Genomic DNA, 16,501 nt, shown 5'->3' with positions numbered 1-16,501 from the left:
CCGGTTTTGCTTGTCCAAGCGGGCTGTGACTGTAAAAGGCGCAGGCAAAGAGTGACTTTGTCCAGAACATGCACGGCTTCGCCAATCCCACCCGTTTTCTGAAGATCGCCAAGTGGCTCACCGTGCCGTTGCTGGTGAGCGGTCTGGTGCTGTCTATTGGTTCGGTCCTGTGGGGGCTGACTCAAGTTCCGCCCGACCGGCTGATGGGCGATACTGTGCGGATCCTGTTCGTGCATGTTCCTGCCGCCTGGCTGGGCATGGGCGGCTGGACGGCGATTGCCATTGCCAGCCTGATGGAACTCGTCTGGCGGCACCCGCTGGCGGCCATTGCAGCGCGCGCTGCTGCCGTGCCGGGCGCTGTCTTCACGGCGATCTGCCTTGCCACCGGCTCCATCTGGGGACGGCCCACATGGGGCACCTGGTGGGTCTGGGACGGGCGGCTCACGTCCATGCTGGTGCTGCTGTTCCTTTATTTCGGCTACATCGCCCTTTCGTCCTCGCTGGCGCGTGAAGGGCAATCCAGCCGCATCGCCGCGATTTTCGGGTTGGTGGGCGCGATCAATATCCCGATCATCAACCGTTCAGTCGTGTGGTGGAATAGCCTGCACCAGCCGCCCAGCATTACCATGGGCGAAAGTGCCATTGATCCGGTTTTCCTGTGGCCGCTATTGATTGCAACGCTTGGCTTCTCGCTGCTGTTCGGCGGCGTTGTGCTGGCGCGGATGCGGGCCATCCTGGCCGATATTCAGGCCGATGCTCGCCTCCGCCGCAAGGCCTTGCAGGCAGAGGAGCTGGCCTCGTGAGGGAAAGCCTCGATCAATGGTTGTTCGTCTACGCGGCGCTGGGTGTGACACTTGTCGGCATGCTGGCGCTGGTTATCAGCAGCTGGCTCGCCATGCGCCGGGCGGAAAAGCGGCGTGAGGAGACGCGCAGGAAATGAGCGACAACGCTTCCCGGGGGCTGAAACCCAAGCACCAGCGACTCGTGCTGGTGGTGATCGCCCTTGTCGCCATCGTCGGCGCAGGTTTCCTGGCAGCCTACGCGCTGAGCAACCAGGCGAGTTATTTCTACGTTCCTGCCGACATCGAGGCCGATCCGCCCGAGGCCGGGCAGGCCATCCGCCTTGGCGGCATGGTGGAGAACGGGTCGATCAACACTGCCGCTGATGGCGTGACGGTGGAATTCGTGGTGCAGGACGGGCAGGCACGCGTTCCCGTCAGTTACACCGGCATTGTGCCGGCGCTGTTCGTGGAAGGGTCGGGTGTGGTCGCAGAAGGGTCGATGCGGGCCGATGGCGTGTTCATCGCCGATAACCTGCTCGCCAAGCACGACGAGAACTACATGCCGCGCGAACTGGAAGGCATGAGCAGCGCCGAACTGCGCGAGGAACTGCAAGAGAGCGTCGAATGATCGCTGAAATCGGTCTTGCTGCCTTGTGGCTCGCTGCCGCGTTGGCCGTGTTGCAGCTGATCGGCGGCTTTCTTGGCGCGCGCAACGAAAGCAGCGAGCTGACCGCGCTGGTGCGCCCCGCTGCGGTGCTGCAGGGCCTGCTTTGCGCTGTGTCATTCCTTGCGCTGGTCTATGCCTTTGCCGTCACTGACCTGTCGGTGAAACTGGTCGCGACGCATTCTCATTCGATGAAGCCGATGGCGTTCAAGCTGTCGGGCGCATGGGCGAACCACGAAGGCTCCATGCTGCTGTGGATTACCATCATGGCGTTCGCCGGCGGTCTGATTGCCTTTATCGAGCGCCGCCTGCCCGAAAAGACCATGATGGCAACGCTCGGCACGCAGGCCTTCGTCGGACTTGGCTTCTACCTTTTTATCCTGCTGTCCTCGAACCCGTTCGAGCGGCTTTCGCCCGTGCCAGCAGACGGCAACGGCCTTAATCCGCTGTTGCAGGACATGGGCGTCTCCTTCCACCCGCCGACGCTTTACATCGGCTACGTTGGGCTCTCGATCGCCTTTAGTTTCGCGCTCGGCGCATTGCTGACGCGCAATGTGACGCCGGAGTTCGCGCGCGTGATGCGTCCGTGGGTGCTGGGAGCCTGGATTTTTCTCACCATCGGTATCACCGCCGGGTCCTACTGGGCCTATTACGAGCTTGGCTGGGGCGGCTGGTGGTTCTGGGATCCGGTTGAGAACGCCTCGCTCATGCCGTGGCTGGCGGCAACGGCTCTGCTGCATTCCGCCAGCGTGCTGGCTGCGCGCGATGCCTTGCGCACGTGGACGATCATGCTGGGCGTCGTCGCCTTTTCCATGAGCATGGTGGGCACGTTCCTCGTGCGCTCGGGCATTCTCACCTCGGTTCACGCCTTTGCCGTCGATCCGGAGCGCGGCAGCTTCATCCTTGCCCTTCTAGCACTGTACATCGGCGGCGCGCTGGTCATCTTCGCCCTGCGCGCGAATACCATCGCCGAAGGGGAGCGGTTCTCGCTGCTCAGCCGTGAAGGCGCGCTGGTGGTGAACAACGTCGCGCTTTCCGCCATTCTCGGGATCGTGCTGCTGGGCACGCTCTATCCGCTGCTGACCGAGGCCTTCGACGTGCGCGTGTCCGTGGGGCCGCCCTATTTCGATCCGGTGAGCGCGATTTTCTTCCTGCCGATGCTGGTGATCCTCGCTGTCGGTCCGCTGCTGCGCTGGCGCAAGGACAGCTTCGACCGGATCAGGCTGCCGGTGATTATCATTTCCGTCGTGACGGTCGCCGTGCTGGCACTGGTGCTGGCGCTGTCGGACATCGGCGTGCTGCCCTTGCTCGGGATGGCGATGTCGGTGGGTGTTGCCGTGGCCAGCTTCATGCCGCTGCGCGGCCGTGCAATCCGCCGCGTGCCGCTGGCCGTGTGGGGCATGTGCATCGCGCACTTCGGCGTCGCCGTCGGTCTGTTCGGGATTGCAGCCGACACTGCCTATCAGAAGGAACGCCTCGTCGCCGCTAGTCCTGGGGACACGGTAGAGATCGGCCCCTGGGAAGCGACGCTCGCCTCTATCAGCCCCGTTGCCGGCCCTAACTGGACTGCCATGCAGGGTGACATCTTCGTATCCTATGAGGGTGGCCCCTCCAGGGAAACCTTCCCGCAGGCCCGCAGCTTCTGGGCGCCGCAGGGCGAAACCAGCGAAGTTGCGCTGGTCACGCGCTGGAACGGCCAACTCTACGTGGCGCTCGGCAACATGGCCGAGGACGGGCGCTGGCAGTTGCGGCTCTGGTGGAAGCCTTTCGTCACCTGGATCTGGTACGGTGGCCTGCTGATCGCCCTGGGCGGCGCGCTGGCGCTGGTGGGCCGCGTGGTTGGTGACGTGCGCCGCCGGTCGGCTACGCAGCGAGGTGAAGAACGCCGGGCCGAGGAAGCTGCCCTTGTCGCGGAGCCTGCCGAATGAAACGCCTGCGTTATTCTCTCTGGGTCATCGTCGGAATTGCTGCCGCGCTGTTCGGCCTGTTCGCCTACCAGTTGACGCAGCCGAAGGATGAATTCGTGCAGTCTGCCATGGTGGGCGAGCCGATGCCGGACTTCGACCTGCCGCCAGCGGTTCCAGCCCGTCCGGGACTTTCCCGCGCCGACCTTGCCGACGGGGAGGCGAAGCTGCTCAACGTCTTCGCCAGCTGGTGCATCCCTTGTGCGGCCGAAGCGCCGCAGCTCGAGGCGCTGGAGCGCAGCGGTGCGAACATCGTCGCCGTCGCCATCCGTGACCGGCCTGAGGACGTCGAGCGGTTCCTGTCGGTCTACGGCAACCCCTTCACCCGGATCGGGCGCGACGATATTTCCGAAGTCCAGCTTGCCATCGGCTCCAGCGGTGTGCCCGAGACTTTCGTGATCGATGGTAACGGCGTCATCACGTATCAGCATATCGGTGATATCCGCGAAGATGATGTGCCCATGCTGCTCGAAGAATTGCGCAAGGCGCAGTCCTGATGCGTTGGCTGCTCCCCATCCTTGCTGCCTTCGCGCTGTTGCAACCGCTTAGCGCACAGGATCGCATGCCGCCCGCGCCCTATGCTTACACGCAACTCGAGGACCCCGTCCTTGAAGAGCAGGCGCGCGAGTTGATGCACACGCTGCGCTGCCTGAAGTGCCAGAGCCAGTCGATTGCCGATAGCGATGCGCCGATGGCGGGAGACATGCGCCACCAGGTCCGAAGCCGGATCGCCGCCGGGGAAAGCCCGGACGAGGTCCGCAGCTGGCTGATTTCGCGCTATGGCGACTACGTGAGTTACGAGCCGCAGGTCAGCTCGACCACCTGGCCGCTGTTCGCGATTCCCATCGTCCTGCTGTTGCTGGCCGGAATGGTATTGCTGCGCCGGATCGGCCGAAACACCGAGGCCGGAGAGAAAGGCGAGGGCGCATGACCTGGATTGTCGTAGTCGCGCTTGCCGCGGCGACTTTCGTCATCGCTGCATTCGGGTTTGGTCTGTCGAAGGGCTTGTGGACCAGTCTGGCCGCCGCACTGGGCTTCGGCCTTGCGGGATATGCCCTGCAAGCAAGCCCGGACATGGCTGCAGCGCCAAAGTCTGCCGTTGCGGACCAGGGGGAGCAGGAATTCGATATCGTGGAAGCGCGGCGCGAGTTCGTCAGCCTTTCCGATCGTTCCGGCAGTCCGATGCTGGTGACATCCGATGCCATGGCGCGGCGTGGTCGCTATGCCGAGGCCGCGCAGATGCTGGAAGGCGTGACGCGGGAGAACCCGCAGGATTTCGAGGCGTGGCTGGCGCAGGCGATCGCCCTTGCCGAACATGCCGATGGCAATCTCACGCAAGCTTCCCTCTACGCATTTCAGCGCGCCGCCAACGTGAAGCCGGCAAACCTCGCGCCGGGCTATTTCCTGGGGGTGTCGTTGATTCGGCAGGGACGCCTGATGGAAGCGCAGCAAGTCTGGCGCGAGACGCTGGCAAACGCGCCTGAAGATGCCGAGGGGAGGGCCGGTGTTGCAGATCGCCTGGTTCGCCTCGATGCCATGCTGGGTGCCATGCAAGCTGGCCAGATACCGCTGCCGCCGGAGCCCGGGACGGCTACTCCCGCCCAAAACGGCGAGTGATGCTGCACTGCATCATGTTGCCGTGGGCGCAGACTGCTGCTAACGCGCCCGCTTCGCCGTTTTAAACGGGTCACATGGGCTGAAAATCCATATGAGCGCTACCGGACAAGACCGGGATTCTGCCAAGCTGAAACTCGCCGCCGGTGCCATTGGCATCGTTTTTGGCGATATCGGCACTTCCCCGCTCTACGCTTTTCGTGAAACCTTCCGCGGCGCGCACAGCCTGCCGATCGACGATCTGCATGTGCTGGGCGTGGTCAGCCTGATTTTCTGGTCGATGACGCTGGTCGTGGCGATCCAGTACGTCACCATCCTGATGAGGGCCGATAACAACGGGCAGGGCGGCAGCCTGGCGCTGGTCGCGCTGCTATCGCGCAATATCGGCAAGAGCAGTTACGGCTGGCTGGTCGTCTTGCTCGGCGTGTTCGCGACTGCGCTGTTCTACGGCGACTCGATGATTACGCCCGCCATTTCGGTCCTCTCCGCGGTGGAAGGCCTGACGGTCGTAAACCACGAGCTGGACCGGTGGGTCATCCCCATCGCGCTCGTATTGCTGGTCGGCTTGTTCGTGTTGCAGAAGCGCGGCACGGCGAAGGTCGGCGCGTTGTTCGCCCCGGTCATGATCCTTTATTTCACGACCATTGCGCTGCTCGGCATCGTACAGATTTTCGACACGCCACAGATCCTCTGGGCGCTCAACCCCTGGTACGCGGTGCAGTTCTTCATCGTCGACAAGTGGTTCGCTTTCCTTGCGCTTGGCTCGGTCGTGCTGGCGGTGACGGGCGCGGAGGCGCTGTATTCGGACATGGGTCATTTCGGACGCGGCCCGATGAAGCTGTCGTGGTTCGGCTTCGTCATGCCCTGCCTGCTGATCAACTATTTCGGCCAGGGCGCGATGATCATCGGCCTGCCCGATGCGGCAGCGGAAGACGCGATCATGAACCCGTTCTTCTTCCTTGCCCCCGAAGCCTATCGCCTGCCGCTGGTGATCCTGGCCACCTGCGCCACCTTCATCGCCAGCCAGGCGGTGATTTCCGGGGCGTTCTCGATCACGCACCAGGCGATCCAGCTCGGCTTCGTCCCGCGCCTTTCGATCCGTCATACGAGTGACGAACATTCCGGCCAGATTTACATTCCGGTGATCAACTGGGCGCTGATGGTGGCCGTGATCCTGCTGGTCCTCACCTTCCAGAACTCATCCAACCTCGCCAGCGCCTATGGTATCGCGGTGACGGGCGCTGTCACGATCGACACGCTGCTGATGGCCGTGCTGTTCATAGGCGTATGGAAATGGCCCAAGTGGCTCGCCATTCCGGTTGTGCTGCTGTTCCTGATCGTGGACGGTGCATACTTCGCTGCCAACCTGACGAAGGTGCCGGACGGCGGGTGGTTCCCGCTGCTGGTAGGCGGCATCGCTTTCACGCTCCTCACAACCTGGGCCAAGGGGCGGCAGCTCATGCGCCAGCGCATGACGGAGGCGGGCCTGCCGCTCGATATCTTCGCCAAATCCGCCCGCGGCAGCACCGCGCGCGTGCCGGGCACGGCGATCTTCATGAATTCGGGCAGCAAGGGCACGCCATCCGCGCTGCTGCACAATATCAAGCACAACAAGGTGCTGCACGAGCGCGTGGTCGTGCTGACTGTGCAGATTGGTGACGTTCCCTATGTGCCGGAGGAAGATCGGTGCAGTATCGAGGAACTGGGCGATGGTTTCTTCCGGGTGATACTCAATTACGGCTTCATGCAGGAGACCGATGTCCCTGCCGCGCTGAAACGCCGGGAGATGTGCGGCGGCCCGTTCGACATGATGCAGACCAGTTTCTTCCTCAGCCGGCAAACGCTGCTGTCGGCGGACAATCCGGGCATGATGGTTTGGCGTGAGAAGCTGTTCGCATGGATGATGCGCAATGCGGCAACGCCGATGGAATTCTTCCGCTTGCCCACGAACCGCGTGGTGGAACTGGGCAGCCAGGTCGAGATTTGACGGTTTTTCCGTCCTGACATAGCTTCCAGGCTTCTGCGCCGCTTGCCGCTGCGCCGGATGCCGGGGGGCAGCTATGAATAGACCTGAACGAGAGCAACCGCTCGGCTTGCTGATGAGCCTCTCGCTCGTCATCGGGACCATGATCGGCGGCGGGATCTACGTCCTGCCGACATCCCTGGCACCGCTTGGCTGGAATGCGACGCTGGGGTGGCTGATCTGCGGCGCTGGGGCCCTGTGCCTCGCCGCCAGCTTCCGCCTCCTGGTCGACGGGACGGGGGAGGGCATTCAGCACAACATAGAACGCGTGATCGGCGAGATACCCGGCTTCCTCGCTATTTTTGCCTATTTCGCTGCGGGTTTCACCTCGATTGCAGCCCTGGTGATCGCGGGCGGTTCAATCATCGTCAATCTGACCGGCGTGGAAGACGGTGATTTCTATGGAGTGGCCGCATCGCTGGCGCTGCTGGCGCTGATTACCGGCGTGAACCTTTTCAGCACGCGTTCGGCCGGCCGTTTGCAGGTGGCCTCGGTGGCCATAAAGGTCGTGCCGCTCCTCCTCGTAGTCGTCACCGTAGCGGGGCTCCTTCTGGCAGGCTCGGTCGAAACCAAGGCTGTGGCGAGCGCGCCCATCAACTTCGACAATATCGCGGCAGCCGTTGCGCTGACGCTGTTCCCGCTGCTGGGGTTCGAGGCGGCGACGATCCCCGTCAACAAGATCCGAAACCCTCGGCGCAACATTCCTATTGCGATGATCGGCGGCACGATCTTCGTCGTCGTGCTGTACCTGCTGGCGACGACGGGCCTGATGGTGATCATGTCGTCGAACGAGATTGCACAATCCAGTTCACCTGTATCGGACGCACTGACCATGGTTTACGGGCCGGTTCTGGGCGCCGTCGTCGCGTTGTGTATCATGGTGAGCGTGACGGGCTGCGCGAACGGACTGGTCCTGATCGGTGCCGACTGCACCTATTCGATGGCCCTGCGCCGCGAAGTGCCGCTACTGTTCGCGGATACGAACCAGCACGGCGTCCCGCACTGGGGCGTGGTCTTGCAAGCGGCAGGTGCCGCGGTGCTGATACTACTCAATTCCTCCCGCGGCATGTCCGGGATATTCACGTTCCTCGCCTTGCTGACGACGGGAGGGGTGCTGATTTTCTATATCCTCGGCTTGGTCGCCGTGTTCAAGGAGAACCGCAAGCCAGCGCACTGGCCGGTGCTTATCGGGGGATTGGGCTTTGCTTGCTTCGCCGTCTACGGCTCCGGGCTGGAGACGAGCCTGTGGGTGCTGGCCCTGCTGGTCATAGGTCTGCTGACGCGGTGGTTCTGCCGCCGCTCGGTAAACGCCGTGCCTGCGGGCTGACCGACCTATTCGGTCCGCGGAGGGTCCTGAAGCACTTCGTCCTTGTCTTCCACGTTCAGACCGTGGCGCATCAGCATCGGCACCTGCGTGAAAGTGAACAGGAACGTAAGCGGCAGGAACAGCCAGAGCTTCGCGGCCAGCCATGTCTCGAAGCTGACCATGAAGATGAGCGCCGTGTTCAGCGCCGCAAGCACGATGAAGAACAGGCCCCAGTTGCGCGACAGCTTCAGCCAGCCCTCGTCGGTCAGGCCCTCGAATGCGGCTTCCAGCAGTACTTTGAGCAGCGATTTGCCCCTGGCATAACCGACCAGCAGCACGGCGGAGAACAGCACGTAGATGATGGTCGGCTTCCACTGGATGAAACGCTCGTCCTGGAAATAGATCGTCAGCGCGCCGAAGCCGACGATCATCGCCGTGGACAGCCACAGCATCGGGCTGACCTTGCCGAGGTGCCACTTGCTGACGGCCAGCGCAATGACAGCTGCAATGATGAAGGCGCCGGTGCCGCGGATGACGGCAAAGATTTCGCCGGCGGTATCGTCGCCGGCATCTTCGGGCGAATAGAACTTGTAGACCAGGAAGAAGACCAGCAGCGGGCCGTAGTCGACGGCGACATTGAGCCAGCCTGACTTGGGCTTTTCCGTCGCAGCGGCCTGTTTCGGGGCTTCGGTCGTCATCAGGCAACTCCTGCTATCACGCGCGCAACCAGGTCGGGATCGAAGGGGCGCAGGTCGTCCAGCGTCTCGCCAACACCGATGGCGTGGATGGGGAGACCGTACTGCTCTGCCGCCGCGACAAGCACGCCGCCGCGCGCGGTGCCGTCCAGCTTGGTCATGATCAGACCGGTGACGCCTGCCACTTCCTTGAAGATTTCGATCTGCGACAGGGCGTTCTGGCCGTTGGTCGCATCCAGCACCAGCACCACGTCGTGCGGGGCTTCCGGGTTCAGACGGCCCAGGACCTTCCGGATTTTCGCGAGCTCGTCCATCAGCTCGCGCTTGTTCTGCAGGCGACCGGCGGTATCGACGATCAGGGCATCGGTGCCGATCTCGGTGGCTTTCTTCACCGCGTCGAACACGATTGAGGCGGGATCGCCGCCTTCAGGTCCGGTTACTATGGGCGCGCCGATACGGTCCGCCCAGATTTTCAACTGGCCAATGGCGGCGGCGCGGAAGGTATCGCCCGCCGCCAGCATGACCTCGTAATCCTCTTCCTGAAACCAATGCCCCAGCTTGGCGATAGTCGTCGTCTTGCCGCTGCCATTGACCCCGATCACCAGGATCACCTGCGGGCGCGGAAAGGCAGTGACTTCGAGAGGCACGGCCACCGGGCGCAGGATGGCGGCGATTTCCTCGGCCACGGCTTCTTTCAGTTCGCGCTCCGTGATGCTGAGGCCGAATCGCTTTTCCGCCAGCTTTGCGCGGATGCGCGCGGCGGCGCTGGGGCCAAGGTCGGACACGATCAACGCGTCCTCCACGTCGTCCAGCGTGGCATCGTCCAGCTTCGCCGTGCCGACGACGCCGGTAAGGTTTTCGGATAGACGGTCCGACGTCTTGCGGAAGCCGCCGAACAGCCTTTCGGACCAGCTTGTTTCGCTCACTTCAGGAGGCCTTCCTCGATCGATTGCGGCGTGACAGTCACGATGGTGCCCGGTGCAGTGCCTTCGGGCGGAGCCACGCGCGCGAAGTTCTCCGCATAGCCTGTGCCGTCGCGTTCGGTAAGGACGCTGAGGCTTTCGCCCACAAGGCTTTGCAGCCATGCATCGCGGACCCTCGATACCTCGGCGCGCAGTTCGCCGGCGCGCTGCTTGATTACGGCGCGGTCGAGTTGCGGCATGCGGGCTGCGGGAGTGTCCGGTCGCGGCGAATAGGGGAAGATGTGGCCGTGCACGATGTCCAGCTCTGCGATGATGGAGCGGTTGTCGGCATGGTGCGCTTCGCTCTCGGTCGGGAAGCCTGCGATCAGATCCGCCCCGATGGCGATCTCCGGCCGCTTGTCTTTCAGGCGCTGCACCAGCTCCACCGCATCGCGGCGCAAGTGCCGGCGCTTCATGCGCTTCAGGATCAGGTCGTTGCCGTGCTGGAGCGAGAGGTGCAAGTGCGGCATGAGCCTTGGCTCGCTGGCGAACATTTCGAACAGGAGCGGGTCGATTTCGACTCCGTCGAGCGAGGACATGCGCAGGCGTTGCAGTTGCGGGAATTCGTCGAGCAACGCGCGAACGAGGTCGCCCAGCGGCGGTATGCCCGGCAGATCATGGCCCCAGCTGGTGACATCGACTCCGGTCAACACCACTTCCGGTGCGCCCTGCAACAGATGGCGCTCGACCTCTCGCAGCACCTGCGCAATCTCAAGCGAGCGGCTTTCCCCGCGGCCCTGTGGGATGACGCAGAAGGTGCAGGCATGATCGCAGCCATTCTGCACCGCGATGAATGCGCGGGTATGCTTCGAAGGCGCTGGCTCCGCGCGCTGGGGCACGTTCCAGGCTCGCGCATCGAGCTTTTGGGTATTGGGCACCAGGCCATCGACCTCCGGCATGGCGGACAGCTGGGCTCTTTCGATATCGGCGGCGCAGCCCGTCACCAGCAGCCGCGCATCGGGACGCGCCCGGCGGGCCTTGCGGATTGCCTGCCGTGTCTGGCGAACGGCTTCCGTGGTGACGGCACAGCTGTTGACCACCACGACGTCACGCTCATCGGCCAGCAGGGTGCGGATACGCTCGCTTTCGGCGATATTCAGGCGGCACCCGAGGGATATGACTTCCGCCTGGTTCATGGGTAATCGTCCAGTTCGAAACTGCCGCGAAAAGCTTCGGTCGCAGGCCCGGTCATGGTGATGCGATTGTTTTCGCCCCATGTAATTCTCAACGGACCGCCCGGCAGGTGTACGGTAACATCCCGCTCCACCAGGCCGCGGCGCATTGCGGCGATCGCCGTTGCGCAGGCGCCGGTGCCGCAGGCGCGCGTGAGGCCTACACCGCGCTCCCATACACGCAGGCGCAAAGTCTGGCGGTCGACCACGGATGCAACATTCACGTTGATCCGGTGGGGAAACAGCGGATCGGTCTCGATCTGGGGACCCAGGCTATCCAGCGGAACGGCGTCACAATCGTCGACAAAGAAGATCACGTGCGGATTGCCCACGTTCACCGCCAACGGTTTTTCCAGCATGTCCCAGCCCACCGGCATGGCAGCGGTATCCATCGGATAGGCGAGGGGGATCGCGTCCCAGTCGAAGCGCGGTTCCCCCATGTCGACGGCGATACCGGCGTCCTGAGGGGTGGTGCTTATGAGCCCGCCCGCCGTGGCGATGGTCGCAGGCTCACCCAGAAGCAGACCGATGGCGCGCGCGGCATTGCCGCAGGCCTCCACCTCGCCCCCGTCGGCGTTGAAGATGCGCATTCTCACCGTGGCCTCGGCATGGGATTCCAGGATGAGAAACTGGTCGCAGCCGATGCCCATCGTGCGATCGGACAGGGCGCGAATGGTCTCTTTGGAAAGGACGGGCAGGGTCTTGTCTCGCGCGTCCAGCACGATGAAGTCGTTGCCCAGGCCGTGCATCTTGGTGAACTTGACGCGCATCAGCGCCACCTAGGGGGCTTGCCCGCCTATCGCAATGGCTGGCGAACCGTTCAGCCCGCCTGGCGCTGCGCTTCCGAAGGCTGTCTTGGGTCCGGCGGCAGTTCGGCAAGAGGTTTTGCCAGCATGTTCAGGCTGGCTAGGCGACTACGTGTCGTGGCGGCATCTTCGGGCTTGCCGTACAGATATCCCTGGCCCTTCAGGTCGCCCATCGACTTCAGGTGGGCCAGCGCCTCGTCGGTTTCGATTCCTTCCGCCGTTACCGGCAGCGACAGGCCTTTTCCGAGCGAGATGATCGCCTCGACCAGAGAGCGGCCTTCGCCATCCGCCGTCAAATCGGCAACGAAGCTGCGATCGATCTTCAGTCGGTCGAACGGCAAGGTGCGCAACTGCGAGAGGCTGGAATAGCCGGTGCCGAAGTCATCGAGACTGATACGAATTCCTTGATTCTTCAGGCTCGAGACGATCGAACGCACAGCGCCGATATTCTCGTGCAGGCAGCTTTCGGTAATTTCTATCTCCAGCCGGGCAGCGGGGAAGCCGCTTTCCACCAGCAAGTGCAGCAGCTTTTGGGCGAACCACGGATCGCGCAACTGGACAGGTGAGATGTTGACCGAAAGCGTGAGGTCGGGATCCCACTCCTTCGCGTCTTCCAGCGCCTGTCGTATCAGCCCTTCGGATAGCTGCCCGATAAGGTCGATCTCCTCGGCGATGGGGATGAAGATTTCCGGGCTGACGACCCCGTAGCGCGGACTGTTCCAGCGGGCCAGCATCTCGAAACCCGAAAGCTTGCCAGTCTCGAGATCGATCTGCTGTTCGTAGTAAGGTACGAACTCACCTGCGGGAATGCCTTGGCGAATGCCCGCTTCCAGTTCGTTGCGGAAGCGCAGCTCGTCCTCCATCTGCGGTTCGAACCAGTAGTAACGGTTACGACCGCGTTTTTTCGCGTGGTACATGGCGATATCGGCGCGGTGGATCAGGGCTTCGGCATCGACCACCGGATTCTGCTTATTGTCGGCGGCGGTCTGTGCAAGGCCGATGGATACCGTGGCCTCCACCGTCATCCGGTTGGATTCCACGGGGGCGGAAACGGCTCTGATGATGATGGCGACCAAGTCGTCCACGTCTTCGCGCATGTTGTAATCGTAGGGAACGGCGCAGGCGAATTCGTCTCCGCCGATGCGCGCAAGGATGCCTTCTTCGGGCAGGCATTCGGCGATCCGCCCCGCGATCGCGGTGAGCACCGTATCGCCCATCTGGTGGCCGTTGAGGTCGTTGATCTGCTTGAAGTTGTCGAGATCGATCATCATCACCGCCATTTCGCGATGCGTGCCTTCCAGCGATCGGCGCAACGTCTCCATGGCCGGAGGACCGCTGCGGCGGTTCAGGCAGCCGGTCAGCGGGTCTCGCTCGGCGAGCTCACGCGCGCGCGTTTCGGCGAGGCGGCGCACTTGCACCTCGTCGTGCAGGTCGCGATATCGGCGCCAGCCGAACAGCAGCAGCGCGATGTTGAGGAGTACAGCGTTTACGAGCACCAGGTCCGGTGCCTCCCCGCCCCAGAACCAGGCACGGGCGATCTGCGGCATCAGGCTGCCGCCGGTGCCGACGAACAGGATAATGGCTGCTGCCGCAATACCGAGCGCGATCATGTCCCGCTCCGCATTGCGAATTGTCCTGTCGGCAGGTTTTTCGTTCTTTTCCAGCGCCCGTTTCAACAGCGATTGTCCCCAAATCAACGGATCGCATATCGCGCATCATCCTCAACATCGGGTTAATTGCCCTATAGGTCGCGGGTCGCTACGTAGCGCCCCGCGCATCAAAGGAGACGACATTGCCCAACCACTGGCTGATCAAATCGGAACCGTTCAAATATTCGTGGGACCAACTGGTCGAGGATGGCGAAACCATCTGGGATGGCGTGCGCAACCACCGAGCGGCCAACAACCTGCGCGCGATGGAGAAGGGCGACAAACTGTTCTTCTATCACTCGAACAAGGGGCTTGAGATCGTCGGGATCGCCGAAGTGAGTGAGTCCGGACTGATCGATCCCACCGATCCGGAAGGCAAATGGCCGACGGTAAAAGTGAAGCCCGTGCGCCCGCTGGAAAACTTCGTGACGCTGAAAGCGATCAAGGCCGAACCAACGCTCGAAGGCATTGAACTGGTCCGCCTTTCGCGCTTGTCCGTGGCCGAAATACGGCCAGAGGAATGGGATATTATTCTCAAGATGTCAGAGGCTTAATTCGGAACGATTGCCGTTGCTTGTCCGTTGTTTGGTCAAAGGGCGCGCGATGGTCGTGCTGGCCCGTAAGACTAACGGAGAAGCACCATGGGTGAATTCACTGAGAAGGTAAAAGGCAACGTCAACGAAGCCGTCGGCAACGTGAAGCAGGAATCGAACAATCCCGAAACCCGCGCCGAAGGCCGCCAGCAGGAAAAGAAGGGCGAAGCCCAGCAGCTGAAGGGCGAAGTCGAAGGCGAGCTTGGCAACGACATCTAAGCCGCCATCAATACGAACAAGGGCTGTTCCCGACGAGGGAGCGGCCCTTTTTCGTATGCGCTATTCGCCTCGCAAGGCGCTGACGGTGGCGCCCGCAGCGCTCAGCTGTTCGATATCGGTAATGCAGTGCAAAAGGCGGATGCCCTTGCGTTGCATCGCCTCTTCCAGGGCCGCATCGAACTGGGCGTTGTTTTCCACGCGCGCGCCCCAGCCGCCGAAGCTTTCGGCCAGCTTGGCGAAGTCCGGATTTGCGAGATGGGTTGAAGCCTCGCGGCCCGGATACTCGCGCTCCTGGTGCATGCGGATGGTGCCGTAGGTTGAGTTGTCGAACACGATCACCAGCATATCCAGGCCATACTGCGCCGCTGTCGCCATTTCCTGCCCGTTCATCAGGAAATCGCCGTCCCCGGCAGCGGCGACGACGCAGCGGTCAGGGTAACGCATGGCGGCGGCGACAGCGGCCGGCACGCCATAACCCATCGCACCCGCGGTAGGGGCGAGTTGGGAAGGATATCCGGCATAGGGCCAGTAGCGATGCCACCAACCCGCAAAGTTGCCGGCACCGTTGCAGATGATGGTGTCGGCGGGCAGCAGCCTGCGACACGTGGCCATGGCCAGGGCGAGGTCGAGATCGAACCGAGCGGCTTCTCGCGGCGTGTTCCATTCCAGCCAGTCGGCGTGTGCTTCGGCGCCGCAATCGAAATCGATGACGTCGCTCTCGTCCCACAAAGCTGCGCTTTCGGCGAACTCTGCCGTGTCGGCGCAGACGGGGAAGTCGGTGCGATAGACACGGCCCAATTCCTCCGGGTCGGGATGGACGTGGATCAGCACCTGGTCCGGATGGTCCGGCGTTACCAGCGAATAGCCATCGGTCGTCGCCTCTCCCAATCGCGCGCCGACCACCAGTAGCAGGTCAGCATCCTTAACCCGCTGGGCGAGTTTTGGATTGGGGCCGTAACCTAGGTTTCCGGCATAGACTTTCGATTCGGGCGAAATCGCGTCTTGCCGCCGGAAGGCGGTGGCGACCGGAAGCCCGATCCGCTCGGCGAACTCGGTGAAGTAGTGCCGCGCGCGCGCATTCCATCCGGCGCCGCCGACAATAGCGAGCGGAGCCGCAGCATCGCCGATCATCTGCATCAGCGTTGCCATGACGTCGGGGCAGGGCGCCTGGGCGGGCCTGGCGACCGCCGGCCGCACCGGGCTTTCGATCCCCTCTTCGTGCAGCATGTCCTCGGGCAGGGCGAGAACGACCGGGCCGGGTCGGCCACTGATCGCCGTCGACCAGGCGCGTGCGATGTATTCCGGGATGCGACGGGCATCGTCGATACGGGCGGACCATTTCGCGATGGGGGCGAAGAAGGCGGGGAAGTCCACCTCCTGAAACCCTTCGCGGTCGCGCATGGTGCGGTCGACATCGCCGATGAAGAGGATCATCGGCTGGCTGTCCTGCATGGCGACGTGAACGCCGATGCTGGCGTTCGTTGCGCCCGGACCGCGCGTGACGAAAGCAATGCCGGGCTGGCCGGTCATCGCTCCATCGGCGCATGCCATGAAGGATACGCCGCCCTCCTGTCTGCACGTCACGGTCTCGATCGCATCGCAATCGGATAGCGCGTCGAGCACCGGGAGGAAGCTTTCGCCGGGCACGGTGAAAGCGCGCGAGGCTCCCTGTTCGACAAGGCAATCGACAAGGAGGCGGGCTGCAGTCGTGGTCATACCCCTTCGATTAGCCCCGCCTTGCGGGGGCGGCAACCAGTTACGCGAGTTACCAACCGTCCCGGGTTTGAACAGGTTGGCGGGGGCGGGAGCCAATTCGTTACCAAAACGTTAAAACCGCACCATGAGACGTTCACTTGTCCTGACGACCGAGTCGTCCCGCCACCCGTTCCGGGCATCCTTGCCGCCACACGTACTGGCGCGCGCCAACGAGATCGAACCGATGGCTCCGTGGCGCAAGCGCCTGGCGATGGGCCTTTCGCGGCAGGACCTGGAGACCGTTGCGGCCACCTATACGGCAGGCTTCCTCGCGACGATCACGTTCATCGCCTGATC

General features: G+C 63.0%; 18 protein-coding genes. 12 read left to right on the top strand and 6 right to left on the bottom strand.

From position 1 onward, the window contains the following. Positions 1-68: 68 nt before the first annotated feature. The 9 genes from ccmC (at position 69) to ABFX23_RS12970 (ending at position 8,374) form a co-directional block, all read left to right on the top strand. Positions 69-803 carry a heme ABC transporter permease CcmC gene (gene ccmC / locus ABFX23_RS13010; RefSeq protein ID WP_346033442.1) on the top strand — a complete coding sequence of 245 codons (735 nt, stop codon included), beginning with the start codon at positions 69-71 and terminating at the stop codon, positions 801-803. Continuing rightward, positions 800-940 (top strand): hypothetical protein, encoded by a 141-nt coding sequence (locus ABFX23_RS13005; RefSeq protein WP_346033441.1) that lies wholly within the window; start codon positions 800-802, stop codon positions 938-940. Before ccmC ends, ABFX23_RS13005 begins: the two co-directional genes overlap by 4 nt. After that, the gene (gene ccmE / locus ABFX23_RS13000) at positions 937-1,410 is read left to right on the top strand and encodes a cytochrome c maturation protein CcmE (RefSeq protein ID WP_346033440.1); all 474 of its coding nucleotides are present in this window, start codon (positions 937-939) and stop codon (positions 1,408-1,410) included. Before ABFX23_RS13005 ends, ccmE begins: the two co-directional genes overlap by 4 nt. After that, positions 1,407-3,374: a heme lyase CcmF/NrfE family subunit gene (locus ABFX23_RS12995; RefSeq protein ID WP_346033439.1), complete on the top strand. Its 1,968-nt coding sequence runs from the start codon at positions 1,407-1,409 to the stop codon at positions 3,372-3,374. Before ccmE ends, ABFX23_RS12995 begins: the two co-directional genes overlap by 4 nt. Continuing rightward, positions 3,371-3,907 carry a redoxin family protein gene (locus ABFX23_RS12990; RefSeq protein ID WP_346033438.1) on the top strand — a complete coding sequence of 179 codons (537 nt, stop codon included), beginning with the start codon at positions 3,371-3,373 and terminating at the stop codon, positions 3,905-3,907. Before ABFX23_RS12995 ends, ABFX23_RS12990 begins: the two co-directional genes overlap by 4 nt. Beyond that, on the top strand, positions 3,907-4,341 hold the full coding sequence (locus ABFX23_RS12985; RefSeq protein WP_346033437.1) for a cytochrome c-type biogenesis protein: 435 nt from the start codon (positions 3,907-3,909) through the stop codon (positions 4,339-4,341). Before ABFX23_RS12990 ends, ABFX23_RS12985 begins: the two co-directional genes overlap by 1 nt. Then, positions 4,338-5,027: a tetratricopeptide repeat protein gene (locus tag ABFX23_RS12980; protein WP_346033436.1), complete on the top strand. Its 690-nt coding sequence runs from the start codon at positions 4,338-4,340 to the stop codon at positions 5,025-5,027. The genes ABFX23_RS12985 and ABFX23_RS12980 overlap by 4 nt, the downstream gene beginning before the upstream one ends. A 91-nt stretch (positions 5,028-5,118) precedes the next feature. Continuing rightward, entirely contained in the window at positions 5,119-7,011 is a 1,893-nt protein-coding gene (locus ABFX23_RS12975; RefSeq protein WP_346033435.1) for a potassium transporter Kup, read from the top strand. 73 nt (positions 7,012-7,084) lie between these two features. Then, positions 7,085-8,374 (top strand): APC family permease, encoded by a 1,290-nt coding sequence (locus ABFX23_RS12970; RefSeq protein WP_346033434.1) that lies wholly within the window; start codon positions 7,085-7,087, stop codon positions 8,372-8,374. Positions 8,375-8,379: 5 nt separating this feature from the next. On the opposite strand, the gene ABFX23_RS12965 is transcribed toward ABFX23_RS12970, so the two are convergent. From ABFX23_RS12965 to ABFX23_RS12945, 5 genes are read right to left on the bottom strand one after another with little or no spacing between them, the layout of a single operon-like run. Beyond that, on the bottom strand, positions 8,380-9,051 hold the full coding sequence (locus tag ABFX23_RS12965; protein WP_346033433.1) for an inner membrane-spanning protein YciB: 672 nt from the start codon (positions 9,049-9,051) through the stop codon (positions 8,380-8,382). Then, a complete protein-coding gene (gene ftsY / locus ABFX23_RS12960) occupies positions 9,051-9,974 on the bottom strand; it encodes a signal recognition particle-docking protein FtsY (protein WP_120075723.1) in 924 nt (307 codons plus the stop codon). The genes ABFX23_RS12965 and ftsY overlap by 1 nt, the downstream gene beginning before the upstream one ends. Then, positions 9,971-11,146, bottom strand: a complete 1,176-nt coding sequence (locus tag ABFX23_RS12955) for a MiaB/RimO family radical SAM methylthiotransferase (RefSeq protein ID WP_346033432.1) — start codon at positions 11,144-11,146, stop codon at positions 9,971-9,973. Before ABFX23_RS12955 ends, ftsY begins: the two co-directional genes overlap by 4 nt. Further along, positions 11,143-11,952 (bottom strand): diaminopimelate epimerase, encoded by an 810-nt coding sequence (dapF, locus tag ABFX23_RS12950; protein ID WP_346033431.1) that lies wholly within the window; start codon positions 11,950-11,952, stop codon positions 11,143-11,145. Before dapF ends, ABFX23_RS12955 begins: the two co-directional genes overlap by 4 nt. A gap of 50 nt (positions 11,953-12,002) precedes the next feature. After that, positions 12,003-13,664, bottom strand: a complete 1,662-nt coding sequence (locus tag ABFX23_RS12945; protein ID WP_346033430.1) for a putative bifunctional diguanylate cyclase/phosphodiesterase — start codon at positions 13,662-13,664, stop codon at positions 12,003-12,005. 116 nt (positions 13,665-13,780) lie between these two features. On the opposite strand from ABFX23_RS12945, the gene ABFX23_RS12940 reads away from it, so the two are divergent. Both ABFX23_RS12940 and ABFX23_RS12935 read left to right on the top strand, forming a co-directional pair. After that, complete coding sequence (locus ABFX23_RS12940; protein WP_346033429.1) at positions 13,781-14,191, top strand: EVE domain-containing protein; 411 nt, start codon at positions 13,781-13,783, stop codon at positions 14,189-14,191. Between the two features lie 87 nt (positions 14,192-14,278). Next, complete coding sequence (locus tag ABFX23_RS12935) at positions 14,279-14,449, top strand: CsbD family protein (protein ID WP_346033428.1); 171 nt, start codon at positions 14,279-14,281, stop codon at positions 14,447-14,449. A 60-nt stretch (positions 14,450-14,509) separates the two neighbouring features. Here the strand turns inward: ABFX23_RS12935 and ABFX23_RS12930 are convergent, their stop codons facing one another. Next, positions 14,510-16,165 (bottom strand): thiamine pyrophosphate-binding protein, encoded by a 1,656-nt coding sequence (locus ABFX23_RS12930; RefSeq protein WP_346033427.1) that lies wholly within the window; start codon positions 16,163-16,165, stop codon positions 14,510-14,512. 124 nt (positions 16,166-16,289) lie between these two features. On the opposite strand from ABFX23_RS12930, the gene ABFX23_RS12925 reads away from it, so the two are divergent. Beyond that, a complete protein-coding gene (locus tag ABFX23_RS12925; RefSeq protein WP_346033426.1) occupies positions 16,290-16,499 on the top strand; it encodes a hypothetical protein in 210 nt (69 codons plus the stop codon). Positions 16,500-16,501 lie beyond the last annotated feature (2 nt).

The sequence above is a fragment of the Erythrobacter westpacificensis genome (assembly GCF_039542285.1).
Classification (GTDB): Bacteria; Pseudomonadota; Alphaproteobacteria; order Sphingomonadales; family Sphingomonadaceae; genus Alteraurantiacibacter; species Alteraurantiacibacter westpacificensis.
The sequence above is the reverse complement of the archived record's forward strand: the minus strand, read 5'-3'. Positions and strand labels throughout refer to the sequence as shown.